At 61.1% G+C, this 25,521-nt stretch carries 18 protein-coding genes; 5 read left to right on the plus strand and 13 right to left on the minus strand.

Translation table 11 applies throughout. The annotated features are described in order from the left end of the window. Nucleotides 1-47: 47 nt before the first annotated feature. From dmeF to ACGHU1_RS04825, 12 genes are all read right to left on the minus strand, one after another. A complete protein-coding gene (gene dmeF, locus ACGHU1_RS04770; RefSeq protein ID WP_054523294.1) occupies nucleotides 48-1,001 on the minus strand; it encodes a CDF family Co(II)/Ni(II) efflux transporter DmeF in 954 nt (317 codons plus the stop codon). A gap of 130 nt (nucleotides 1,002-1,131) precedes the next feature. Continuing rightward, nucleotides 1,132-2,070 carry a DUF2493 domain-containing protein gene (locus ACGHU1_RS04775; protein WP_054523293.1) on the minus strand — a complete coding sequence of 313 codons (939 nt, stop codon included), beginning with the start codon at nucleotides 2,068-2,070 and terminating at the stop codon, nucleotides 1,132-1,134. Between the two features lie 219 nt (nucleotides 2,071-2,289). Next, nucleotides 2,290-2,730, minus strand: a complete 441-nt coding sequence (locus tag ACGHU1_RS04780; RefSeq protein WP_054523292.1) for a hypothetical protein — start codon at nucleotides 2,728-2,730, stop codon at nucleotides 2,290-2,292. A gap of 11 nt (nucleotides 2,731-2,741) precedes the next feature. After that, entirely contained in the window at nucleotides 2,742-3,671 is a 930-nt protein-coding gene (locus tag ACGHU1_RS04785) for an ArdC family protein (protein ID WP_054523291.1), read from the minus strand. A 175-nt stretch (nucleotides 3,672-3,846) separates the two neighbouring features. Then, nucleotides 3,847-5,403 (minus strand): hypothetical protein, encoded by a 1,557-nt coding sequence (locus ACGHU1_RS04790; RefSeq protein WP_054523290.1) that lies wholly within the window; start codon nucleotides 5,401-5,403, stop codon nucleotides 3,847-3,849. Beyond that, nucleotides 5,400-7,415, minus strand: coding sequence for a toll/interleukin-1 receptor domain-containing protein (locus ACGHU1_RS04795; RefSeq protein ID WP_390583984.1), 2,016 nt, complete (start codon nucleotides 7,413-7,415; stop codon nucleotides 5,400-5,402). Before ACGHU1_RS04795 ends, ACGHU1_RS04790 begins: the two co-directional genes overlap by 4 nt. A 152-nt stretch (nucleotides 7,416-7,567) precedes the next feature. Next, nucleotides 7,568-9,541: a ParB/RepB/Spo0J family partition protein gene (locus ACGHU1_RS04800; RefSeq protein ID WP_054523288.1), complete on the minus strand. Its 1,974-nt coding sequence runs from the start codon at nucleotides 9,539-9,541 to the stop codon at nucleotides 7,568-7,570. A gap of 378 nt (nucleotides 9,542-9,919) precedes the next feature. After that, complete coding sequence (locus tag ACGHU1_RS04805) at nucleotides 9,920-10,279, minus strand: type II toxin-antitoxin system RelE/ParE family toxin (RefSeq protein WP_054523287.1); 360 nt, start codon at nucleotides 10,277-10,279, stop codon at nucleotides 9,920-9,922. Continuing rightward, nucleotides 10,280-10,549, minus strand: a complete 270-nt coding sequence (locus ACGHU1_RS04810) for a type II toxin-antitoxin system Phd/YefM family antitoxin (RefSeq protein WP_010240558.1) — start codon at nucleotides 10,547-10,549, stop codon at nucleotides 10,280-10,282. A gap of 59 nt (nucleotides 10,550-10,608) precedes the next feature. Further along, nucleotides 10,609-14,862, minus strand: coding sequence for a strawberry notch family protein (locus ACGHU1_RS04815; RefSeq protein WP_067679265.1), 4,254 nt, complete (start codon nucleotides 14,860-14,862; stop codon nucleotides 10,609-10,611). Between the two features lie 75 nt (nucleotides 14,863-14,937). Continuing rightward, nucleotides 14,938-15,843: a toprim domain-containing protein gene (locus tag ACGHU1_RS04820; protein ID WP_156501945.1), complete on the minus strand. Its 906-nt coding sequence runs from the start codon at nucleotides 15,841-15,843 to the stop codon at nucleotides 14,938-14,940. A 215-nt stretch (nucleotides 15,844-16,058) separates the two neighbouring features. Beyond that, nucleotides 16,059-16,301 carry a hypothetical protein gene (locus tag ACGHU1_RS04825; RefSeq protein WP_143712226.1) on the minus strand — a complete coding sequence of 81 codons (243 nt, stop codon included), beginning with the start codon at nucleotides 16,299-16,301 and terminating at the stop codon, nucleotides 16,059-16,061. Between the two features lie 504 nt (nucleotides 16,302-16,805). On the opposite strand from ACGHU1_RS04825, the gene ACGHU1_RS04830 reads away from it, so the two are divergent. The 4 genes from ACGHU1_RS04830 (at nucleotide 16,806) to ACGHU1_RS04845 (ending at nucleotide 20,395) form a co-directional block, all read left to right on the plus strand. Next, entirely contained in the window at nucleotides 16,806-17,030 is a 225-nt protein-coding gene (locus ACGHU1_RS04830; RefSeq protein WP_008601437.1) for an XRE family transcriptional regulator, read from the plus strand. A gap of 75 nt (nucleotides 17,031-17,105) precedes the next feature. Continuing rightward, complete coding sequence (locus tag ACGHU1_RS04835) at nucleotides 17,106-18,287, plus strand: type II toxin-antitoxin system HipA family toxin (RefSeq protein WP_390583989.1); 1,182 nt, start codon at nucleotides 17,106-17,108, stop codon at nucleotides 18,285-18,287. 239 nt (nucleotides 18,288-18,526) lie between these two features. Continuing rightward, on the plus strand, nucleotides 18,527-19,750 hold the full coding sequence (locus ACGHU1_RS04840) for a DUF917 domain-containing protein (RefSeq protein ID WP_390583992.1): 1,224 nt from the start codon (nucleotides 18,527-18,529) through the stop codon (nucleotides 19,748-19,750). A 144-nt stretch (nucleotides 19,751-19,894) separates the two neighbouring features. Beyond that, complete coding sequence (locus ACGHU1_RS04845; protein WP_390583994.1) at nucleotides 19,895-20,395, plus strand: ferritin-like domain-containing protein; 501 nt, start codon at nucleotides 19,895-19,897, stop codon at nucleotides 20,393-20,395. A 75-nt stretch (nucleotides 20,396-20,470) separates the two neighbouring features. Here the strand turns inward: ACGHU1_RS04845 and ACGHU1_RS04850 are convergent, their stop codons facing one another. Then, entirely contained in the window at nucleotides 20,471-22,732 is a 2,262-nt protein-coding gene (locus ACGHU1_RS04850) for an NADP-dependent malic enzyme (RefSeq protein WP_390583997.1), read from the minus strand. A 150-nt stretch (nucleotides 22,733-22,882) separates the two neighbouring features. On the opposite strand from ACGHU1_RS04850, the gene mutS reads away from it, so the two are divergent. After that, complete coding sequence (gene mutS, locus ACGHU1_RS04855; RefSeq protein ID WP_390584000.1) at nucleotides 22,883-25,516, plus strand: DNA mismatch repair protein MutS; 2,634 nt, start codon at nucleotides 22,883-22,885, stop codon at nucleotides 25,514-25,516. Nucleotides 25,517-25,521 lie beyond the last annotated feature (5 nt).

A 25,521-nucleotide genomic window follows, 5' to 3' on the forward strand; every position in this document is an offset into this window, starting at 1 on the left:
AGTATAACAGTCCTCGAATACTGTTTCGGTCTTTTAGAACGGCGCGATCAGGCCGCGCGAAGCTCGGGATGGGGATGCTCGCAGCGATGCACTTCGATCGTGACGTGCACATATTCCGCATGCTCTGAAAGTCGGCTCGCATAATGGTCGGGCGCGAGCGGATCACCGGCGATGAGCGAGGCGATGACCGCATACTTGCCAGGGCCGATACGCCAGATGTGCAGATCGCCGATCGCGGCGTCCCGGTCCTCTAGCGCCTCGCTCACTTCTGTGTATCGTTCAGAGTCCGCCTCGGCGTCGACAAGCACGGCTGCGGTATCGCGCAGCAGCGACCATGACCAGCGCCCGATCACGAATGCACCTACCAGACCCATTGCTGCGTCCATCCATGCCCAGCCGAGGTACATGCCGGCGAGAAGGGCCACGATAGCCAGGACCGAGGTCAGGGCATCGGCAAGCACGTGGAAATAGGCGGAGCGCAGATTGTTGTCGGCATGCGCATGGTCGTGGTGATGATGATGGTCGTGATCATGCCCATGGTGATGATCGGCACCAAGCAGCCAGGCACTCGCGAGGTTCACCACGAGGCCGAGCAGGGCGATCCAGATCGCCTCGGTATAGGCAATCGTGAGCGGACTGACGAACCTTTGAGCCGATTCAACCGCGATCCCGATTGCGAAGATGGCGAGGACAAGCGCGCTCGCGAAGCCGACGAGGTCGCCCACCTTGCCGGTACCGAATGTGAAACGCGGGTTGTTCGCATGGCGCCTGGCAAACCAGTAGGCAAAGGCCGCGACGCCCAGGGCACCTGCGTGGGTCGCCATGTGGATACCATCGGCGAGAAGCGCCATCGATCCGGTCCACAGGCCAGCGACGATTTCGACCACCATCATCGCGGCGGTCAAGGCAACGACATAACGCGTGCGCCGCTCATGGGCGTCGTGCGAGGCGCTCAGGAAGTTGTGATCATGGGCGAGCGGATTGGAGTCGGCGTGGTGCATGCGGGGCTGATAACCCGAGATGCCTTCCCAAGAAATCCCCTCTCCAACCGAAAAGGCAATCGATGACAATTGTCTGAGATGGTCGCCGCAGCCAACCGATGGTAGACATGCTGCAGCGACCAACAGACTATTATCCCTTAGTCTTGGATCCGGACGTCACGGTCCTGCGATCGACCACGGTGATCCGGCGCGTCTTGGCGTCGATCACTAGCCGTTCAGTCACGCCATTGCCCGGAAAGGCGACAACGTAACGCGGATTGAGCGAAAGCATCTGCTCGTTGCGCTTGAACCCGGCGCGGGCACCAAGCCGACGATCGAGCGAATACGTCAGCTGCTGGACTTCGCGGCGCTCGGCCCAGCTCGCTGCCAGACGATCGGCACCCTTGCCGTCGCCGCCATGGACCAGGAAGAGATCGGGAACCGCATCGCGAACCTTGTCCAGCGTCGCCCAGATATTGTCGGCATAGACACGCGCATCTTCTGCGTTTTCGAAGCTCTGGCGACCACCGGCGAAGACGATTGGAGTGCCTTCCGGGATCAGGGCGTGACGCCGGTTCTCAGCACGTGCGCGAAGGAAGTCGCGGGCATCGATCACAGTCGAGGTAAGGTTGCGCGAATGGCTCGTGCGCGAGCCGGAAACGGGCTTCCACGAGGAACCGGTCTCGTCGCGATAGAGTGCTGCCGCAGCCTCGCGCATCTGCTCGAAGGCAAGCATGCTGGCTTCGGCGGCCTGCGCGCGCTCTACCTGCTCTTCCAGATTGCTCGAATGCACTTCGGAGCCATCGGCCGATGCGAGCAGAACACGGATTTCATCGCTGGCCCGGTCGAGCTGAGCCGACTTGCGGCTGGCTGCGCGGTGAAAGAGATTGACCATGCCCCAGGCAATGTCCTCGGCATCGGCCTCCAGGGCCGTGTCCGAAAACATCGCGAAAAGATCGGACCAGACTGCAGCGAGGGTCTGCTCGATCGCATCCTCGCAGGGAAAGTCGGTCTCGTTGAAGGGGGCTGGCCTGATGCTTAGGCCCGAGAGATCGAGACCGTTCAATTGGTCGATGAAGCTGTCGTACATGGGGTGTCTCCTGATCGCGGGGACAAGGAGAGGAGGCACCATTGCCTCGGCCCTGTCCGCCGGAGCCCGATCAGGGCCGGGACAAGGGGCGTGACGCACCGCGTAGCGGGAAACCTGCGGCCCTAGGCTGGCGCGGGCAACACGGGCCGACGGGTCGCAGGTTGCGGCGCGCCCCGACCGGCCCAAGGGCCTCTCCCGGCGGACAGGGATGAGGCAGGATCAGGTCCCGATGTCGCAGGTGGATCGGGAGCGCTCGAAGATCGCTTCGCCATTCGAGAATCGCCCGACCAGGCGCAGATCCCCGAACAGGTCAATAAAGCGTCCCGACACCTGGGCGAGCCAGTGCCGTGCCCTTGCCGTTCGTGGGACGTAGAAATCCGCCTCCCAGTATCGGGCATCGTCACGCTCGACGAGCCAGATCGCGGCGAGACCGCAATAGGTCGATATGCCGCAATCAGCGAAGGCATTGCGAAGGAGGATACGATCTTCGCGGCCGCGCCATCCATTGAAGCGCTCGAACGAAGGAAAGGCCGCTTTCGCGGCATCGATGACCTCGTCGACGAGGCACTCATAGACCCAGTCGATATCTTCGTCTTCGCCGTCATCGAGCAAGCGAAAGGCCACTACGGAGCCGGTCGGGTAGCTGACGGAACGTCCCATCTCACTACTCCTTAGGCTGCATCGGCGAGATCGATGTCGGCCTCGCCTTCACGGGATTGATGGCCTCCAAGTTCGAGCAACAGGCTGGCAGCTTCTTCGGCCTTGGCCGCGGCGGTCAGGATCGCGCGCTCGTCCGATTTGAGGATCTTGAGCCAGGACGCGATGTAACTGGCGTGATGGTCGAGGTGGGTGACCGGAAGGCCCAATTCGGCTCCAAGGATTGCCGAGGACAGTTCTGCGATCAGTTCTTCTGCTGCGTAGGCGTCGCTGCCGAAGCGGTTCTTGAGATCGCGGTCGAGCCGCGAAGAATGCCCCGTCCAGTGCGACAACTCGTGTGCGAGCGTCGCGTAGTAGTGGTCGTAGGCTTCGAACAGTTCGGCTGGCGGCATGGTGACGCGGTCGCGCAGCGGCTCGTAGTAGGCCTGCGAGCCATGATGGCGCAGGTCTGCGCCAATATGGGCAAAGAAAGCATCGAGCCGGTCTTCGCGTCCTTCTGGCTCAAGCGCGGCAACCAGCGACTTGGGAAAGTAGAACTCGGGCAGGCCGTCGCACTGATCGGCGTTGAACACGGCATAGGCCTTGAGCACGCGCCGGTTCTCGGTGTCAGCTTCGCCTTCGGCGTTCTCGACCTCTTTGGTGTAGCTCTTGTAGAAGATCGCGAGGGTCGATTTTTCACCCTTGCGGACTTGTCCGCCGAGCGCCTGACACTGGCGATAGGTCATCCAGTAAGGCGAGGTATAGCCGCAGCCATCGGCCACCATCCACAACCAGAATGTGTTCATGCCGCGGTAGGGTGTCCCGCAGCTCCGCAAGGGCCGCGAGACCGGCACACCGCGCCATGGCTTGACCCAAGGCTTGGTGCCTTGCTCGAGCTTTTCGATGATAGCGGCGGTGATGCTCTGAGCCGGCGAAGTCGATGCAGCGCGACGGGACTTCTTCATGGGAGTTCTCCTGATCGCCGAGACCGAATTGTCCCGGTTCAGGAAGAGCAAAGCTTCCTCCCCTCTCATTAATGAATGCCGCTACGAGTCTTCGTTTCGGACCTGTTGCCGCGCGCGACGCTATCCCAATAGCGGACAGCCAAAAGGACATCTCGCAAAGAATGTGCCGCAACAATTAGACATAGAACTTGAAGGGCTGCTTCTCCTCTCCCTTTGCCGAGCCCATGGTGAGGACATCGCCGACCATACGGGCGAACCGCACAGTTACGGGCAGGCCGTCATTGAAGTTGCAGGAATTATAGTTGATCTTGGTCAGTCCCATGATGTCTTGTAGCACCGTCAGGATATTGGGTTTGGCGAATCGGCTTCGCAGCACAGTAATGTGAAGCGGATTGGGTGTTTCCGGACCTATATAGGTATCCAGCTGGGGCACGTAGCCTGACGACCAAAGGTAGGCGGTCTGGTCGTCAAGCAAAAGTGCCGTGCCGCGCAGGACCGGATAATCCCCATCGCGAAAAAGCTTTGTTTCACCGCCAGTTGATCGGATTCTAACCCCTACAAGGTTGGTTTCAGCCGGCACTGCCGCGACGAAGCCCTGCCACTCTTCGTCGTTGAATGTCGTTTGCCCGTGAATGAATAGTTCAGCTGGCGGGGCTCCATGTGTTTCGATGTAGGTCTCGAGGACGAGTTCCATGAGCTCTCGGGCGGCCCGCGGCTTGAGATGGAACTCGCGGTCGCCCGTCTTCCAAGGGCCATTGGCTCCGCGGAAGACGACGCCGTCACCTTCGTTGAGAAACATCTGTGCGGCGCAGCATGAATGACCGTCAGGATCGTTAGGCAGGCTTTTGTAGACCATCCCGATATAACAAACGCCTTGGCGCACTTCGGCTAGGCGCCAGGGTGGCTTTGGCTGGGTCTTGTAGTAGAGACCCGTTGCCAGATTCCAGGCAGTGGTCGCGGCATCCTGCGTATTGCGGATCGGGTAGCCTGCCTTGTTCAGGAATGCCCCTGGAGCGAGCGTCGTTTCGCGCACCAGCTGAGTGGGGGCGATCCTTAGGAACTCTGCCTTGATACGGCGGTGAAAGTCCGGGACATCTTCGAAGATCCGCTCGCCGCTCTGGTCGATGATTCCCGCCCCTGACAGGAGCGGCAGGTCTGCGCGAAACTTTTGCTTTTTGCCGAATTCTCCCTTGACCAAGGGCAAACCGGTGCGGCGAGATTCCGGACGGCAGCGCTCATAGACGATTTCGGGCAGGACCAGCACCCAGACATCGATCGCCTTCTCCTCGTTGCGCAGATACTTTTGCACGCGATCGATGTAGAGACTGGCCACCTGGTCGACCGCCTCATTGAGGTTGGTCACGCGCGTGGCCCTGTCGATATCCGCGAGCGGAATTGACAGCACGCTGCATTCGTCGGGATCGAAGGAAATGCCGAATGCCTCTTCGAGCCCGGGGAAATTTGCCAGATGCAACCGGTCCGCCTTTTCCCCTTTTCCCGGCGGCGGAACCTCAACCGAGCGGAGCAAAGAACGCGACCAGCTCCGGAAATGCGCGAGACCTTCGGGCGTGCCGACCACGCCGACCCTAATCTCCTTCGTTTTCTTGGCTTTGGCCAGCGGGCCGTAGAGAAACAGCCCGTCCTTTGGATGCGGACTCTGCTGGCCGAAAGCGAACTCAAGCTGCGGTTCAGCGAGGTGCTCAACCTTGAGTTGCGTCTCCGGGAACCTCATGCCGAATCCTCTTCCAGCGACAGCTCGGGTCTCCCGAGCGTACTGGCGTCAGTTTCCTCAGCGTCCGGATCCAGCAGGTCTGGAAGGACCGTGCTGACAGGCGAGGTAAACAGGATCGGAGAGGCATCGAGCATGAGCGAGCGCGTACCGCCAAGCTTGAGGCGGATATAGGCGGACTCACCCGAGAGCAGTTCGAGGAAGGCAAGCAATCGGCCATGCCATTGCTTATTGCGCCAGCCCTTGCAGATTGATCTGCGCAATCGATGCATCTTCTTCGCATCGTCGATCTGCAAGCCTTCGGGGGTGCCGTTGTCGTCCGCGAATAGAACGCGGGATTTGAGTCTTAGATGCCAGAAGGGCCACAAGACTGGCGTGGCGGTCACGCCGAACTGCCAGATATGACCCTTGGCAATGTTGCGGAGCATCGAAGCGCGTCGTTCGCCTTGCCGCCCCCAAGGGATCAGTTTTCCTATCGGCGCTAGCTCTGGCGACGCATGAAAACCGATTGAACTGGAGTAATTGTATTGCAGCAGGCCTCGCTCACGACAGTAGCTGATCCAAGCCTCGCCAAACATCTGCACCAGCATCTTTTGCGCGACCTGCCGCACGATCGCGAGTTCGGCCCAGCCATGCTCAGCAAATTCCTCAATCGGCAATTCAGCGGTGAGCTCGAAACGGCCGATTGACCCGAGCTCAGCCTCGATGTCGCCTAAGTCCGCCATGCTGACAATCCCGCCGCGATGGGCAATTGCCGGGTATGAAAGCGTCTTGGCGGCGATGGCACTCGTTTGTTCGGTCTGAGCACCCATTGCGGAAAAAAAGCGGATCGTGTCGGGCGCCTCGAGAACCCTGAGCCAGTTCAAGGTTAAGGGCTCGGGATCGGTCGACAATTCTATGCTGCGACGCCGCCGAAACAATTCCCAATTCAGGTTGATCGCAACGCCGTCGGCACGCTGAGGCACCTTCTGCCGGCGCAAAGTCTCCAGAAGGGTCTGCAGTCCTTCGCCCCATCCGCGCACGAAGTCGACCGGCCGAGCATCCCCGATCCCCTTGATGCGATTGGTCGCTTCAAGTCTCAATGGTATCATGAAGCGGCTGTCATCGATCGCTTGCGCCACTTCCAGAGCGAGATCGATATTGTCCTGAACGTTTGTGTCTGCGGTTGCCGCCGCCGAGACGCAGATCAAGGCCTTGGCTGCGCGATGTTGCAGGACCAAGCCTTCCTCGCGTCGCCATCTGTCTCCAGGCTCAAGTGAGAGGATATCAGCAAAGACAGTGTACCCTTCTGCCTCGAGCTTGGGAGCGAGCCAGAGCGCGAACTCGTCGTCTGCGGGATGGGTCTTAATCAGAAACAACACGTTGCGTTCGAAATTCGACGCCTTTTCTCCTTCGCCTTTCGCCGCATTTGATTGACCAAGCAGGTCGGAGAAGATTTCTGGGAGATCCTGCTTGGTACCCAGCGCCTCGACGACTGCGTCGGAGACGATGGACCGCAAGGCTGCGGTCGACCCCTGCCAAAGCGCCGGATGAGCCTTCTCGATGTCAGGAAATTTGCGCAGCAGGGCGTTTAGATCCGCAGGACCGAAAATATCACCGGGAGACTGGAGAGAGGGCCCGATCTTCTCGGCGAGCGTCTGTTTGCGAGCTGGCGTTAGGTCACATGAAGTTGCCAGAAGATAGCGGCTAGGCGCGAGCTGATCGATCTTGGCGCGCTCGCTCGCCATCGCCGAGTTCAGTTTGGAAAAGCCCGAGCGCAGATAGTGCTTTGCCTGCAAAATGACGCTGCGGTCGCTCTCGGCGTATCGGCCATCGATTCCCTGATCCGGTCCTTCTGCGAAACGTTCAAACCGAACCGCAAGCTCTGCCCCGATGAGCGCGTTTGCCAGTTCTTCGAACTCACTGTGCGACAAGGAAGCGAAATCGTAGGTCACCCAATTAGATGACGTTTCTGGGAGACGTGCGTCAAGTAATTGAGCAAGTTGCCCAAGGTTTTCGTGGGGATACATTGGCATTCGCCGATCTCCTGAAAGAAAACGGCTGCTTTCTCCTGCCTGCTCACCAAAACCCAACGGTCTGCAACCGCCCCGAAATTTGACACGGAAAAGGCGGCCCGTCCCGGAAGGGACGGACCGCCCGCCGAGTGACCTGGACCTGTCAGGAGGGGTCAGGCAGCCTGCTCGGCAATCTCGTCAGTTTCTACTGCGTTGACCGCTTCGTCTTCTTCGCGGTCGGACAATTCGCCTTCTTCGGAACCGGCGAAACGCATGATCGGCGGAACCCAAGCCTGCGCCCGCTCCTTGACCTCAGACTCGCCAATGAAGTTGCCGGAGAAGATGCGCTCGGCAGCGCTCGCCAATTCGGCCTTCTTCGATGCAGCGTAGCGACTGACCAGTTCGGGACCACCGGCAGCATCGAGTGCCTCGAGCGTGCGGGCCTTGGCCACGCGGTCGAAGTAGTTCGCCGCCGTGGGACGCCACCAATGCGCGGTCTCGATTTCCAGGAGCGAGCCCAGAGCCTCATGCATAGGCACCGAGCGCTCGCCTTCGCAGGCCAGGCTCGCGACAAGCGTGCGCGAGACGACATGACCAAGCCAGGCCGAGCGCCCCTCGTCGGATAGTGCCCGGAACCTGGCAAACCGCTCAACATCGCTTTCGCCAGAGCGCCAGCTTTCATCGAGCGACCCGGCAAACTCGGCCAAAGCAGCACTCGCGGGCGCATCCTTGGCCTCGAACCCGGTGACCGGGCCGGACGCGACAGAGCCGACAAGCGTCGACGCCTTCTTGGCGCGCCAGTCGTGCCCATCGGCATCGGCGAGCGTGAAGACCATGAAGTCGAGCGCCAGTGCCGGATCGTTGGCGAGATGGATTGCCAGGATGTCGCGGCGTTGCATCGCGAGCTCGTCGAGCAAGCGCTGGGACAGCGAGCTACCCTTGGGCTTCGCCGTTCCGCTGTCCTCGACTGCCTCGATAGGACCTTCCTCAGCGATGACTTCGGTCTTGGTATAGAACTGCGGGACCAAGGTCGGCTCGCCATTACGCGAAAGGACGAGGAAGGCACCAGCCTCGGATTTCAGCTCATCGGCGAGTACTGGCGGCCGATCATTGAGCGCGCGCATGGCGCGGTCGATCACCACGAGTTCCTCTTCGGCCTTGGCGACCTCGTCTTCGTCGCTGTCTTCGTCTTCGAGCACGGCGGCGACGCGGTCATAGTCAGCCTCGAGTTCGCCAAGCTCCTTCGCTTCCTGTTCCGTCATCGGCGCAGGTTCGCAAGGCAGACGGCTCAGACCTTCGACAAGGTCATGACTGACATAGGTGCCCAGCGTCGGGTGCACCCAGGCAAGGCCATATTCGAGCGCGATCCTTTCGGCGGCTTCTTCCATGGCCTTGTGCGCGAGGTCTTCGAGCAGCGCGACATCGATCCAGCTCTCGCTGGCATCATCGTCGAACAGTTCGCGCTCGATCCGGCCGCCTGCGGCGAGATAGGCATCTCGTAAGACGAGAACCGCGCGCGGATCGGAGCCATGAACAGTTGCATCGAGCACCATGCGGCGGATCGTGTCAGGCGTGATCTGGTACCAGGCGTCCTGCAGCTCGGCATAGACATGCGCCTGGCGCTCGACGTCGGAAATCGCGCCATAGGCTTTGGCCATGTCGAGCGTAATCGTGCCTTCGGCGAGCGCTTCGAAGACGCAGGGTGCGAGACTTGCTAAGCGCAGACGCCCTTCGACGAATCGGACGGTGAGGCCGAAGCGGCGCGCCACGTCTTCGGTGGTAGCGCCTGCCTCGATGATCGCCGCGAAAGCCTGCGCTTCGTCGGCCGGGTTCATCGCGAGACGCTGGAAGTTCTCGGCAAGGCTGGCCTCGCGCACTTCGCTTTCCTCGCCTTCGATGACGAGGCAGGTAACTTCGTGGTTTTTGGGCAAGGTACCCTCTTCTGCCAGCGCCTGCAGCGCGGCGAGGCGGCGACCACCGGCCTCGACCTCGAACTTGCCGCGCTTTCCTTTGCGCACGACGAGGTTCTGCAGCAGACCGCGCGCACCAATGTCTGCCCGCAGCTGGAGGTCAGCCAGCACATCGCTCGACTTGCGAACGTTGCGCGGGCTCGGGACGAGCTTCTTCAAGGGAATCGACTGGATCATGGGTGTTCTCCTGATGGAATGAAGGCGCAGGTGAGGATCACGAGGCCCACAAGCCCAACGGGCTCCCTCCACTCTCTTCAATGGCTGTGGCGACCATCTATGCTACCGGGATGGGGCGATCAGGGATCGGCTGAGATCCGTCCATGAGAGCAGTTGTTCTCGATGCGCGAACCCATTCGCAAGCCCGTCATCAGCGGGCACAGGCAGATCAGTCGCCCGGACTTGAGGAAGGACGTGATCAGGCTCCGGCGTACGCGACACGGGAGCTTATCGGTTCATTCAGACACACGGAGGGGAGGAGAGAAGGGGAAACCTAAGCGCAATCGGAGGCAGCGCTCAGCTTCATCCGGACCCTGACCTCTTCAGCGGAGCCTATGCCTATCCGCTGCTAAGCAAGCGCTCTTCGAGAAGCGTCCGAAAATCCCGACGCGCATCAGCGATTACGAACACGGTCACCTGACCGGGTGCCGGCTCGGGCTGATACCCGTAGATTATGCGGAACGGAAAGCGCGACAATTGCCGAAAGTCGGTGATCCCGAGAGCCTCAAGTTCCGGTGGAACCGGTCCTTTCTCAGGATTGTTCACAAGGGATTCGATAGACGCGACAAGGTCATCCAGCAGTGCGTCCGCACCATCGTCGCCATCCGGCCCGCGCTGCGTCAAGCGGCGCTGCCAGATACCCGCGAGATCGCGCTCCGCACCGGAGGTGATCTCGATCGCTACGGCGGCCGTCATCATTCAGTTTGACTTACCCCGTACGCGATCCGCAAGGCCTGCCACCGGGCGGGTCCGACCGGCGGCAACATCGGCCTGTCCGAGCGCCAGAAGTTTTAGCAGAGCGAGCGTTTCCTGTGCGCGCTCGTAGCTGGCGACATCCTGCAGAACTGCCTTGGCTTCGCCATTCTGCGTGATGACCATTGGCCCGGCGCCATCTCCAATCTCCCGGATAATTTCGGCGCTGTGGGCCTTCAGATAGCTGATCGGTTTGATGCGCTGGTCCAGCTTCATAGAACACCTTAGGACTGAATTTGGTCTCTATATAGACCAGTTTAGGGCAAATGAGAAGTTCAAGGCTCGATTGCGATGCTTTGGAGGATCTCGCTTGCTCTCGACACCGGTGCAAATAGCCGCGTGCGGTAACGGATGATCTCGGTGAAGCAGCCCTTGCCCTTGTACCACTCGAGGCGTTCCGGCGAGAATCCGGTCAGTTCAAGGCGCTGCTCGCCTCCCACCAGCGAGCGCTTTACGGTCAAGGCATCGTGGCTTGTGAGGCCCAGCGGTTTGCCGCTGACGAGGACGAGGTCGCCGATCTGCTCAGCCGATGGTCCGGTAACTCCGGAAAGGCCAAAGGTATCGGCGATCGCAGCGAGATCGATATCGAGCACTTCGCGGCCAATGATCGACTGGCCGTCCTCGGCAACGAGCCGGGTGACGCGGACATGATCGCCCGGCAGGCGCTTCCAGACAGGGAGCAGCAAACCAGTGGCGAGATGGACACGCTCGGTCACCGGTGAAGCGGCGGCCTCTTCTTCCTCGGCCCGCCAGGCGCTGGTGAATGCAGTGACGCCAATTTCCTCCCAGTGGCTCTCAGCGAGTGCGTCAAGCGTCCAGTTCGCGGACTTGAGCGGTCGCAGAAGGCGCCGACGTTCGATCACGGCCCCGTCGTCGGCGATGAGACGCCGGGCTGGAACCGACAGCGCAACCTTGCCCGACCGCGCATTGCGCATCGGGACCGCGTGCGGGCTGCCGATCTCGTGCATCCGCACCAGTCGCTGCAAGCGCAAAGGCCGAAGGTGCCTCGTCACTTCGAGCGAGACGAGGCGTGTTTCGGCTCCGGTCAAGGGATCGGTGCGCAGGAGTTCATCTGCCAGGACCGTAAAACGATCGACCCTCACGGTCTCCAGTCCCTGGTCGAGCGTCCCCGCCTCGCGAGCGGCCTCGATCCGCGCCTCTACCAGTCCGAGATATTCCTCGAAGATCGCGTTCTGGAGCGCGATCGGGAGCGCGAGGATGCGGTTGAGCCAACGCTGGATTGTGGGAAGATTGTCGGTCAGCCCACCATCGGGGTTTTCAAGCCGGAGGCCGGTACGCTCGACGAAATTGCCGAACGTGGTGGCTTCGAGCTTGCCGTCATAGAGCAGCTGAAACCAGCGGCTGAGCGCATCGCGCGCATAGTCGCTTTCAAGATTGTCTGCCGGATCGAACAGGTTCTGTCCGCCGGTCTGGCGCTGGCCACGCGTCAGCGCGCCCAATGCGTCGAGCCTTCGCGCAATGGTCGAGATGAACCGGCGCTCGCCCTTCACGTCGGTGGTTACCGGCCGGAACAACGGGGCCGAGGCCTGATTGGTGCGGTTGGTGCGGCCAAGACCCTGGATCGCATTGTCGGCCCGCCAGCCCGGCTCGAGCAGGAAATGAACCCTGCGCTGCTGGTTCTTCGCATGAAGGTCGGCGTGGTAGGATCGCCCCGTGCCGCCTGCATCCGAAAAGACGAGGATGCGCTTGGCCCCTTCCATGAAGCTTTGCGCTTCGGCGACATTAGCGCTCGGGCTTCGCCGTTCGAGGCGCTGCTGACCATCGCGGCCCAGGACCAGCCTGCGGGTCCGGCCCGTGACCTCTGCCACGGCCTCGGTGCCGAAGTGCTCGATGATCGCGTCGAGCGCAGTGGCGATGGGCGGCAGCGCACAAAGCTGCTCGATCAGCGCATCGCGCGCGGCAATGGCGCGCGGGCAGAAAACGGGATTGCCTTCCTCATCACTCATCGCCTCGGAGCGAAGATTTCCGTCCTCGTCGGCGAAGACCTGCATCAATCGCACCGGAAAGCTCTTCGCAAGATAGTCGATGACATATTCACGCGGTGAGAGATCGATATCGAGCGCTTCGCGTTCTTCCACGGTAAGGTCGGCAAGGCGCCGGTCGAGCATGGCCTCGGCGGTCGAGACCAGCTGCACGACAACCGAATACTCTTCGCCAAGCGCCGCGTTCATCGCGGGGATCAGACTTGGCAGTTTCATCGAAAGCAGGAGCTGGGCAAAGAAGCGTTGCTTGGTACCCTCGAAGATCGACAGCGCTGCCGCTTTGGCGTTGCGATTGAGCGTATCGCCGCTGTCCTCGTCGACCACGCGGGTTGCTTCGAGCGCGGCTTCGAGGTTGCGGTGAATGATCGCCCAGGCATCGGCATAGGCATCGTAAATCCGCACCTGCGCTTCGGTCAGGCAGTGCTCGAGGATTTCGTACTCGACCCCGGCGAAGGACAGCGCACGGGCAAGGTAGAGCCCCTGTGCCTTGAGATCGCGGGCGACGAGCTCCATCGCCGCGACGCCGCCGGCGCGGATCTCGGTCATGAACGCCTCGTGGGTCGGAAAGGCGGTCTCGGGTCCCCAGAGGCCAAGCCGGGAAGTGTAACCGAGGTTGGCGATTTCCGAGGCACCTGTGGCAGACGCGTAGAGCACGCGGGCGCGCGGGAGATGGTTCTGCAGCCTGAGGCCCACTATCCCCTGTTCGGAGCCCTTGACCTTGCCGCGGGTCGATGAGCCCCCGAGGGCATTGGCCATGGCGTGGGCTTCGTCGAAGGCGATCAGGCCGTCGTAATGCTTACCCGCCCAGGCAAGGATCTGGTCGAGCCGCGTATCCTCGACGCGTCCCGAGCGCAGCGTCGGGTAGGTGACGAAGAGAATGCCTTCGGACATCGATACAAGGTGGCCGAGTTTCCAGCGCGAGAGCGGCTGGACATCGAGCGGCAGCCCGCCAAGCGCTTCCCAGTCGCGGCGTGCATCTTCGAGCAGCGCCTCGTTCTTGGTGATCCAGACATGCCGGCGCTCGCCTGCGAGCCAGCGGTCCATGATGACCGCGGCGATCTGCCGTCCCTTGCCCGCTCCGGTTCCGTCGCCGAGGAAGAAGCCTTGGCGGTAGGAGTGTCCGTCCTCGGAGAGTTCCAGCGAGGTGCCTTCCTGGCTAACCTTGAACTGACCCGGAAGATCGCGCGCAAATGCCTGGGTAGCGTAGACCAGTGTCTCGCATTGCGCTTCGGACAAGAGGCCATTGGCCTGCCAGCCTGCGGGAAGGCGCGGGCGAACGTCCGGCTGGGGCGCCGCGACCGAGCCCATGGCGACCGATTCCACGAGCGGGGTGGGATGAACCGGCGCGCCTTCGAACGTGATGCGACTGGGCCGGTAAGGTAGGTAGATGCCGGTCTGTTCGGGTACCGGCGCGGGGTCGGCCAAGACCGAATAGGCAAGATTGGTCGCATTCGCTTTAGCTGCTGGTGTCGCGGCGAACGGCGCCAGCGGCCGGACCGGCGCGCGATGGGTCGACGTCTTGCCCACGAGGCGCACTGGCTTGCCGACTGGCAGGCGATGAGTCCTGGCGGATGTCTGCGCACGGGGCGGAAGCGCAGTGACAAGCTCGTGGAGCGCGATCAGGTCGGCAGTATCTCCGTTGATTGCGGGAGAAGACGCAACCGGCGTCTTGCCGAACACGACCAGGCGAACGGCAATCCCCGTCCCTGCGCGGCGAAACATCTGCTGCAGCCGGACATCGAGGAACAGCGACGCTTCATCCTGTACCTTGGCGAAGGTGGAAGCGTCGAAGCCTTCAGGCATGATGGCGACAATCCTCGCCCCATTGGCAACGGCCCGGATCGCGCTGCGTAGGTGGCGCTGCGCCGTCTCGCCATCCTTGCCGCGTTCCTGGCTGCGGGCGAACGGCGGGTTCATCAAGACGACCGACGGAACAGGGCCGCGATGCAGGTCGGCCATCAGTTCTCCGTCATGTGCACTAATTGTGGCCGTGGGGAAGATATGGCCCAGCCCGTCTCGTCTGGCCGGATCGATCTCGTTGAGGGCCAACGAGGCGTTCTGGACGCTGCCCCAGAGCGCAAGGGCGCCATTGCCTGCGGACGGTTCGAGCAGCGTGTCTTGCGAAGAAACAGCTGCGGCCTTCGCCATCAGCCAGGCCAGCATCGGCGGGGTCGAGAACTGCTGGAGCTCGACCTGTGCTTCGCTGCGAACGTGCCGCGGCGGCAATGCAGCTTCGAGCCAGTCAAAACGTGCTTCTGCTTCGTGCATGCTTGTCGCCAGATCGATGCGCGAAGACTCTCGCAGCCAGAGCAGTGCGCCGATCTCGACCGCGTTGTTGTAGTCGTCGATCGTCCATGCACCTCCCCAGTCCAGAACACCGGTCTCTTCGGCGAACAGCCCGGAAATGCCGGCACGGGTAAGATGACGACCCGAGGTGAGAAGCGCGGCAATCCGGGCACCGATGGCGAAGGCCAGGGGCACTGCCGGCATCTGCTCGCCGGCGGGAAACAGGTCTGATTGAAACATGGCAATTCGTCCTCCTGATGAGGGCATCGGGACACGCCCTCTGCCGGATCAGGAATTCGAGAAGCTCTCTCTCCTCTACCGCGCCGCTTTGCGGCGCAGCCATGCTTTAAGTTCATCGTTCCAGTCGGTGTCGCGTGAGGATGGTTTGCGAACGTGGATCGTCCGCCCTTCGCGGGCATAAGCGGCCAGGCCACGCGACGCGGCCAGCTCGCCGCCAGCATCGTGATCGACGAAGAGGTGGAGTTCGGTCACGCTCTCGGGCACGCTCACGAGACCGAAACGCTCATTGCCCAGGGTCGCCCAGGCGGGGATGCCGGTAAGAGCATAGGCGGACATCGCGCTCTCGATCCCCTCGGCAAGGCCGAGCTTGCCGGAGGCCGGAGCGAAGAGGCGGACAGCAGCTTCGCCGAGCGCGCCGAGCGCGCGCTTCGGTTTGTCGAAGTCGGCCTTGGAGTTGCCCGAAAGGAATGTGCGATGGATGGCGATCGGTCCCTCGTCGAGACTGACCGCCGCAATCATGGCCGGCAAAAAGCGGGTGCGACCCTTCGGGCCAAGCGGCGTTTGGGGATGAAAGCGGAGGGCCGGAGATGCGGCGAGGATGCCGCGGCTCTCAAGATATGCCTTTGCCGGACTGGCACGCAGTGGCTGTGCGTCGCGCCAGATCCTCAGCGCTGCCGCCGAGGGTTTGCTCGTTATGGTCGGCTCGGGACCGTTGATAGTCGCAGAACCTGAGAAGAGCGAGGTTGCGTCGACACCTTCACTCGCCAGAGCAGCCAGCACGCTCTGCTGATCACATCCCGCAAAACAATGGAAAAGGATCGCTTTTTGGCCGAGCGACACACCGAGTGACGGCGTACGGTCGTCATGCGCAGGGCAGCAGGCCATGCCCTTTGTGCCGGACCATTTGCCGCCCCGGTTTTCACAGATGCGGCGGGCGGCTTCTTCCAAAGAGCTTATCTTGGTGGAATATCGGTGGGACATGGCACATCGCGATCCTTTCGGCTCGCTCACAAAGGCCCTCCTCCCCTCCAGCCCTTCTGTGTTGTAAGAACAGGTCGGAGGGGATTCACGTCTGCACTGCGAGCCCGTCGATTTGAGCGTCACATCGACATCGCCGCTCACCCGCGAGGTCTACCGATTATTCGTAGTGACTTCTCACTAGCGCCATTGATCCTTATCGCTGCCCCACGACCTGGTCAGTTTAGATCATGCGACACGTTACCTAATCGAAAATTCCGGTCCGATCTTTCCTTTTGCAAATCGCGTCGTGCCTTCGGAAGGTAGTCCCGCCAAGTCCGTCGATGAGTGATATGGCTGATTTTGCCGGGCTTGCTCATTCCCGCCATCGCGGCAACCGGCATTCTGCCATGGCCGGGTTGATCATTTTCACGAGCGAATAATGTCTTCGCGCGTTCGATTTCCTCGTCTGAATAATGCATTCGATGCTCCATCGGGTTGGACCTGCGAGAGCGTTCGAACGAAATTCGGCGAACCCTCTGCAGGGTCCGCCGGTTAACCTCCAACTGGAGGACGGGACCTCGGAATTCTTCCGAAGCTGTCGGCTTGTGCCGACATGCGTGACGTTTGCGATATAGTCGCTGAGACAATTCGCGCAACTGCACAGCGACTTTTGAAGTACGATGGTCAAGCCGCGGCCTAGCGACCGCTCACCAGCGCCTCTCCACTCAGTCATGGTCATTGTAAGCCTCGTGCAGGAGGCGGTGAAGCATCTTCCTTCGGTAAATCTGCTTCAAGCGAAAGAGCACAAAAACATGACATATCATTTCTATTTGCGGAATTTCGCATGATATGTCATATATCGGGCCATGCCCCGTTCGTCTCGAGCTGCTAGCGGACTACCGCCCCAGAGCCAACGTGCGATTACACGGCTAGGTAAGGATATCGCCCTTGCTCGCCGCCGGAGAAAACTTCCCCAGCGTTTAATGGCCGAGCGCATGATCGTCTCGGTTCAAACGCTGCAACGCCTCGAAGCGGGAGATCCTACCGTGGGCCTCGCGGTTCTGGCGAGCGCCCTGCATGTCCTGGGGATGACACAGCGCCTTGCCGAGCTGGTAACCCCAGACAGTGACCGGGCTGGCATCAGCGAGGATTTGTCCCGCCTGCCCCAGAAGACCCACGCTGTCAGCGACGATGATCTGGATTTCTAGCAAGCCGTGACGACCATCCGCACCTATGTCTTCGTGCATCTTGAGGAGGGGCCTGTTCCGGCAGGCCTTCTCACGATGACCGACGAACCGCGCAACCAGTTTGCTACCTTCGCTTACGGGCGGCGTTATCTGGAACGCGCTGACCGTATTGCGGTCGATCCTGTAGCTCTGCCGTTGCACGAAGCTGGAACTTCTCGAACATTCAGGACGGAAGAAGGCTTTGCCGTGTTCGGTGGCATTCGGGATGCTGCTCCTGACGGCTGGGGCCAATACCTAATGTACAAGGCGATGGGCGATCGCTTGCCGAGCGGAATCGATCTCATTCTGGCCTCGGGCGAACATCGCGTGGGTGCGCTCGCCTTTGGGCCGACGTCCGCCCAGCCTGAGAGAATTACACCATGGGGGGACGGCCCTGCTCCGGGCGAAGAGTTCACGCTCGCAGAGTTAGCAGAAGCCGCCGAACGAGCGCAGCATGTCGACGAACTCGACGAGAACTTGAGGGCGTTGCTAGCCGCCGGGTCATCTCTGGGCGGCGCCCGGCCGAAGGCTGCTACAAAAATCGGCGACAAACCCTGGATCGCGAAATTTCAGAAGCGGGGAGACAGCTTCCCCGAATGCCGGGTCGAACTGGCGACAATGCGGCTTGCCAGCGAATGTGGTCTCGATGTGCCGCCACTCGACTTCCGCTGTGTCCTTGATCGTGACATTTATCTGATCGAGCGGTTCGATCGGATTCCTCACGGCAACTGGCTGGAACGCAGGCCCTTTGCTTCGGGGCTCACAATGCTCGGGGCGCATGAGAGCGAGGTCAGCAGCTTCAGCTATGCCGATCTCGCAGGAGCGATCCGGCAATTCGGAACCGAAGTACGCCAGGATCTGCACGAATTATTTCGTCGCATGCTGTTCAATATCCTCGTCACCAATGATGATGATCACCTACGTAATCATGGCTTCCTGTTCGATGGTGAGGGATGGCGGCTTTCGCCGCTTTACGATGTAGTGCCGAAGCCTCAGCTGGGACTGGAGCGCCGGCTCGTCCTCGGCGTCGGGCCGGAAGGCCGCGCTGCAACGATCGAGAACGCTCTCGCCGGTGCCGCGGTCTTCGACCTCAGCCATGATGACGCGAACGCAATCGCCGAAGACATGAGCAGAATCGTAGCGACACGGTGGGAACACCTATTCACAAAAGCAGGGATAAGCGCGGCTGATCGCAAGCGTTTCGCCACCTGCTTCCGGTTGGCAGCACCTGTGTCATGATCGCAAACGCAGAAATCCGTTCATGGGGGCGCGTGCTTGCCTAATTTGGCATGGTGATTACCCGGTGATTGCTAGCCGAGAAAATGGGGATCAAAAAATGCCGATTTGTGATTGTATATCAGTCTATTATGATAGTATGACCACTAAGGTTTGGTATTTCCGCTTCCGGCGGCTCTGATCATTGCAAGATAGCCGCGATCACGCCAGTCTGTGTTCCTGGAACCTGAAGGGCGGAAATAATGGCATCACGGCGGCAGTTTTTGGGCGGCTTGGCAGTCGCAGCGGGCACTTTGGCAGCGTGCCGCGAATTACCCGCCAAAGGAGCGACAGTAGGCGGCATTAGCGCCGGGGCCGAGCTGCTGGATGCAGACGCGCTCGAAGATGCGCTGGTCGGCAGTTCATATCTCGGCACTGGCGGCGGCGGCAGTTTGGCGGAGGCGCGCGAGCTTATCGCCAGTGATCTGGCTGCTGGATTGACGTTTTCCATGATCAGCGTCGATGCCCTGTCAGATACGGACCGTGTGGCCTGCCCCTATGGCCTCGCCAGTCTCGCTGACACCAGCAGCGCCATGCAGGAACGGCTCGACGCCATCGAAAACCCCGTCGATCTTCCGGTTCAAGCCGCATTCGAGGCGCTGGAGGAGCATCTCGATCAAAAATTTGCAGGCGTCATCATGGGCGAGATTGGCCCGCTCAGCCTGGCAGAGGGGCTGTCCACCGCCGCACGATTGGGCGTCCCGGCGCTGGATGCGGATACGGTCGGGCGCGCCGTGCCGGAAATCAACCAGCACTCGGTCAAGGTTGCAGGCATTCCCCTGACGCCGATTGGCGCTGCGACACCGTTCGGCGATACGATTATCGTGGAGCAATTGGGCGATCCGACGCGCGCCGAGGACATCTTGCGCAGCATCGCCGTAGTCAGCCGGGAATGCGGCGTCACCGACAGCCCGATCACCGGTGCGCAGGCCAAACAAAGCGGCACGCTGGTTACTGACAGCCTCACCCTAGCGCGGTCTATCGGCAAGGCCGTGCGCGATGCCAAAGCAGCCGGCAGCGACCCGATAGAGGCCGCGCGCCTCGCCGCCGACGGCTATCTGCTGTTCACCGGCACTGTCAGCGATTTCACTTGGGCGGACGAGGATGGATTTCTGGTCGGCACGGTCAAACTCGCGGGGTCGGGCGCTTTTGCAGGGCAAAGTTTCGTCACCGATGTGAAGAACGAACATCTGGTTGCGCGCCGCGACGGCGCTGTCATCGCGACATGCCCCGACCTTATCAGCATCATCGATGTCGAAACGGCAGACGGCGTCATCAACCCCGATTTCGAGCGCGGTCAGCGTGTCGCGGTGCTGGGCTTCCGGTGCGACCCGCTATGGCGAACCAAAGCCGGACTGGACGTGTTCAGCCCCCGCTATTTCGGATACGATCTGGATTACGTGCCGATAGAGCAGCTGGTGGCCTAACCAAATTCATTCAAATCTCGGCTCGTCGCAGCTGATGCAGTATTCAGCAGGCAACATACTAAAAAACAAAGGGTTTTTCGGAACAATAATGCTGCGTGACCATTGAATTGGTATAACTTGAACACGAACAAGGACATCCAATTAATGACCATTTCCACCCTGAAAGACCTTTACATCGACCAGCTGCAGGACCTTTACAGCGCCGACAAGCAATCGCTCGAGGCGACAAAAATGCTGCATGAAAAAGCAACCTCCGAAGACCTCCGTCGCGCGCTGAAAAACGGCGTAGAAGGCATTTCGCAGGGAATGGTGAAGGTCAAGAACCTGATCGAAGGCCACGATGCCGAGCCGACCGGTGAGTTTTGTAAGGGCATGGAAGGCCTCGTCAAAGAAGCCAAGGCCCACGCTATCAATGCCGATATCGATGACAAGGACGTGCTCGATGCGTCAATCATCACGCAGTATCAGCGCATGACCCACTATGGTATTGCCGGATACGGAACCGCAGTGGCATTTGCCAAGCGTCTCGGCCTTGAAAACGATGCGTCAGAGCTTCAGACCTGTCTTGACAACACCTATGGCGGTGACCGCGAGATGGCCGACATCGCAACCGGCAAGGTCAACAAGGAAGCGATGGCAGGGTAACGAACGCGCGACCTTCTAACAAATAACAAAACGCAAAAGGCCCGGCACAGCGTCCGGGCCTTTTTCGCGTCTGGATCAGCCGACAACACCCGCACTGGCGAGCACCGCCAGCGTCAGAACATCAGGAACCAGCGCCGTCATCGGCACGATCTGCACCGGCTTTTCCATGCCCAGCAACATCGGTCCGACGGTGGCATTGCTGCCCAGTTCGCGCAGCAGCTTTGCCGAAAGATTGGCCGATTGCAGGCCCGGCATGATCAGCACATTGGCAGGAGCCGACAGGCGGCTGAAAGGATAAAGCTCCATCACTTTCGGATTGAGCGCGGCATCGGGCGCCATCTCGCCTTCGTATTCGAAGCCGGGTTGCTCCTTATCCAGGATTGCCACTGCCTCACGGATGTTGCCAAGCCATTGCCCAGACGGATTGCCAAAGGTCGAGTACGACAGAAACGCGACGCGTGGTTCGTGGCCCATGCGCCGCGCGACTGCTGCGGTTTCCGTCGCAATGTGCGCCAGTTCTTCGGAGGAAGGACGCTCGTTCATCGTGGTGTCGGCCAGGAATGTCGTGTGGTTCTTGCCGATCATCATATGGATGCCGAACGGCAGAGCGCCGGGCTTTTTGTCCAGGACGAGGTTCACCTCGCGCACTGTCTGTGCAAAGGTTCGCGTCAGGCCCGAGATCATTCCGTGACCATGCCCCAGCGCCACGAGAAGCGCGGCGAAAACGTTGCGTTCCTGATTGACCATGCGGCGCACATCACGCTGGGTAAACCCGCGTCGTTGCAGGCGTTTGTACAGGTAATCGACCATCGCGGGCACATGCTCGCTATCAGCCGAATTCTGGATTTCAAAGCTGCTTGGATCGGACACTGATAGCTGGTGCAGTTTGTCGAGCACAGCCTTGGTCCGGCCGACGAGGATCGGCGTGCCATAGCCAAAATCGCGGAACTGGATCGCTGCGCGCAGCACCACTTCTTCTTCCGCCTCGGCAAATACCATCCGTTTCGGGTTGGACTTTGCCTCTTCATATACGCCGGTCAGCACCGAAGTTGTCGGATTCAAACGTGAACGCAGCTGCGTGCGATAGGCGTCGAAGTCCGCGATCTGCGTCTGGGCCACGCCGGAATCCATCGCCGCCTTGGCAACGGCAGAGGAGACAACCTCGATCAGACGCGGATCGAAGGGTGCAGGGATGATGTAATCGGTGCCGAATTTCTGGTTCTTGCCGTAAGCGCTGGCGACCTCTTCCGGCACGCGTTCGCGGGCGAGCCGCGCGATGGCATCCGCAGCGGCGACTTTCATCTCTTCATTGATTGTGGTCGCCTGCACGTCGAGCGCGCCGCGAAAGATGAACGGGAAGCCCAGCACATTGTTGACCTGGTTCGGAAAATCGCTGCGGCCGGTGGCGATGATCGCATCGGGACGCACGGCTTTCGCCTCGTCAGGCATGATTTCGGGAGTCGGGTTGGCCATCGCGAAAATGATCGGCTTGTCCGCCATTTTCTTCACCCATTCCGGTTTCAGCGCGCCCGCCGCCGACAGGCCGAGGAAAATGTCAGCGCCGTCGAGCGCCTGCTCCAGATCCCGCGCCTCTGTTTCGACCGCATGCGCGCTTTTCCATTGATCGACATTGTCGCGGCCCGGATAGATCGGACCGGACCGGTCGCACACGATCACGTTTTCGTGCGGCACGCCAACCGACTTGATCAGTGCGGTGCAGGCCAGCGCCGATGCGCCTGCGCCGTTCACCACCATCTTTACATCTTTCAGATCGCGCCCGGTCAGGTGGCAGGCGTTGATCAGGCCCGCAGCGGCGATGATCGCCGTGCCGTGCTGGTCATCATGCATGACCGGAATTTTCATGCGTTCGCGCAGGGCCGCTTCGATAATGAAGCATTCCGGCGCCTTGATATCCTCAAGATTGATGCCGCCAAATGTCGGTTCCATCAAAGCAACTGCATCGATGAATGCCTGCGGATCTTCTGTATCCAGTTCGATATCGATCGAATCCACATCGGCGAATCGTTTGAACAGCACCGCCTTGCCTTCCATCACCGGCTTCGATGCAAGCGCGCCAAGATTACCGAGCCCCAAAATGGCCGACCCGTTGGAAATGACTGCGACCAGATTGGCCTTTGCAGTGTAGCGCGCGGCGAGCGAGGGATCAGCGGCAATCGCTTCGACCGGGGCAGCAACGCCCGGCGAATAGGCAAGGCTGAGATCGCGCTGCGAGGTCATCGGTTTCGTCGCGACGACCTCCAGCTTACCCGGACGGATCGTCTCATGGTAAAACAGTGCCTCGCGGGTTGTGAAACCGCTTTTCCGCTCATCCGCCATTCGGGTACCTTTCTCTGCCCTGGTCAATCGCTTGATTGCGAACGCCCGGTGTCGCTTTGAGGGCCGTTTAGCGTCACGCAATCGCAAACGATAGGGGAAACCCTCCGCCAGGGCGTTCCGAATCATCGGGCGGGGGTTTAGGCCGGTTTCATGGCCGGAACCGCAACCCCGATGATGCAGCAATATCTCGCGCTAAAAGCGCAGGCCGAAGGATCGCTGCTGTTCTACCGGATGGGCGATTTTTTCGAGCTGTTTTTTGACGACGCCCGCACTGCGGCCAGCGTGCTCGACATTGCGCTTACTACGCGCGGCGAACATGCGGGCGAACCGGTGCCGATGTGCGGCGTGCCGGTGCATTCGGCAGAAGGATACCTCGCCCGCCTGATCAAATCGGGTCAGCGTGTCGCGATTGCCGAGCAGGTCGAAACCCCGGATGAGGCAAAGGCCCGCGCCAAACGCGAAGGCAAACCATCGTCAAAAGTGCTGGTCCAGCGCGACATCGTGCGTTTCGTCACATCAGGTACACTCACCGAAGAGGCGCTGCTCAATCCGCGCAAGGCGAACCTGCTGGTGGCCTTGGCAGAGGTGCGCGGGACAATCGGGCTGGCCAGCTGCGATATCTCTACCGGGACGATGATCCTCGAAGAATGCGAACCGGCCATGCTGCGGGCCGAGCTTGCCCGGATCGGCGCGACCGAAACCGTGGTCGCCGAAGACTGGCCGCACGATCTGGACAGCCCCACTTTCCATGCCCGCGCCGATTTTTCGAGCGATAGCGGCGCGGACCGACTTAAAGCGGTGCACGGCGTTGCCACCCTTGACGGGTTTGGTCATTTTTCCCGCGCCATGCTGGCCGCTGCGGGCGGGCTGATCGGTTATCTCGACTATGTCGGGCGCGGATCGCTGCCGCTGCTGCTGCCCCCTGTCGTCCGGGCGAGTGCATCGGGCATGGCGATGGACGAAGCGACACGCGCCAGCCTCGAAATACTAGAAACGCAGCAGGGAGGGCGCGCGGGAAGCCTGATCGGCACGCTGGACCGCTGTTCAACCGGCGCAGGATCGCGGCTGCTGGCTGAAGATTTGTCGGCGCCGTTGCTGGACCCTGCCGAAATCGGGCAGCGGCTTTCGCTGGTGCAGTTCTGGCAAACCCGCCCGATCGAGCGCGCTGATCTTCGCGACACCCTGCGCGCCATGCCCGACATCGGCCGCGCATTGGGGCGGATCGTGGCGGATCGCGGCAGTCCGAGGGATCTGGGCCAGATCAGGGACGGATTATCAGAGGCGCTGCGCATTCAACAGCGGCTAAACAGCGAAGGCGACCGCCCCGCCCTGCTGGACGCGCTGCTTCCGGCGCTGATCGGTCACGGCGCACTGATTGACCATCTGGCCCGCGCGCTGGTCGCCTCCCCGCCGACTGAGCGATCCAATGGCGGGTATATCGCCGATGGGTACGATGCGAGCCTTGACGAGCTGCGCGAAACATCAGGGAATGCAAGGCGCGCCATCGCCGCGATGGAGGCGCGTTACCGCGATGAAACCGGCATCTCTTCGCTCAAGATCAAGCATAACGGCGTGCTCGGTTATTTCATCGAGGTGCCCAGCCGCCACGGCGATGCGCTGATGCAGGTCGATAGCGGCTTCACGCACCGCCAGACGATGAAGGGCGCGGTCCGTTTCAATTCGCTTGGTCTGCACGAAGAGGCTTCGCGCATATCGGAGGCAGGCGGACGCGCGCTCGCCGCCGAAGAGGCGCACTTTGAAGAGCTGACCGAAGAAATCATCGCCGCAAGAGAGGCTATCGCCCGCACCGCCGCAGCCATTGCGCGTATTGATGTCGCCGCCGGGAATGCCGAACGCGCAGCCGAGGGCGACTGGGCCATGCCCGAGGTCACAGACGACGCAGGCCTGACGATTACAGGCGGGCGGCATCCGGTGGTCGAGGCTGCGCTGGCGAAATCGGGTGACCGGTTCGTGGCCAACCATTGCGCCCTCTATACAGGCGACAGGTTGTGGCTGATCGGCGGGCCGAACATGGGCGGTAAATCGACGTTCCTGCGGCAAAACGCACTGATAGTGCTGATGGCGCAGGCGGGCTGCTTTGTGCCCGCAGAGGCGGCGCGTATCGGGCTGGTTGACCGGCTGTTCAGCCGCGTCGGCGCGTCGGACAACCTTGCACGGGGCCGGTCAACTTTCATGGTGGAGATGGTCGAAACCGCCGCCATCCTGTCGCAGGCGACGCCGCGCAGCTTTGTCATTCTGGACGAGGTGGGGCGCGGCACGTCAACCTATGATGGCCTCGCGCTGGCATGGGCGGTGGTGGAGGCGGTGCATTCGCAGATTGCCTGCCGGTGCCTGTTCGCGACGCATTACCATGAACTCGCCCGCCTTGCCGACAGCTGCGAGGCGTTGTCGCTGCACCATGTGCGCGCCCGCGAATGGAAAGGCGATCTGGTCCTGCTGCATGAATTGGCAGAGGGACCAGCCGACCGTTCATACGGTCTCGCAGTGGCGAAACTGGCGGGCGTGCCGGATCAGGTAGTCGCCCGCGCCTCGCAAGTCCTCGCCAAGCTGGAAGAAGCGCGCACACAAACGGGCGGCATCGCTGCTGGTCTGGGGGAATTGCCGCTCTTCGCTGCGGCTGCGAAACTGGAGGAAGCGGCGAACACGCCGGAGCAGGATTTGGCGCAGCGGCTGGGCGAAACCGATCTCGATGCCATGTCACCCAGAGAGGCGCTGGATCTGCTCTATGATCTGAAACGCGGGATCACCGCTACTGAAAGTTAACGGAT

Origin of the sequence: Erythrobacter sp. MTPC3 (genome assembly GCF_042854385.1) — a bacterium.
GTDB lineage: Bacteria > Pseudomonadota > Alphaproteobacteria > Sphingomonadales > Sphingomonadaceae > Erythrobacter.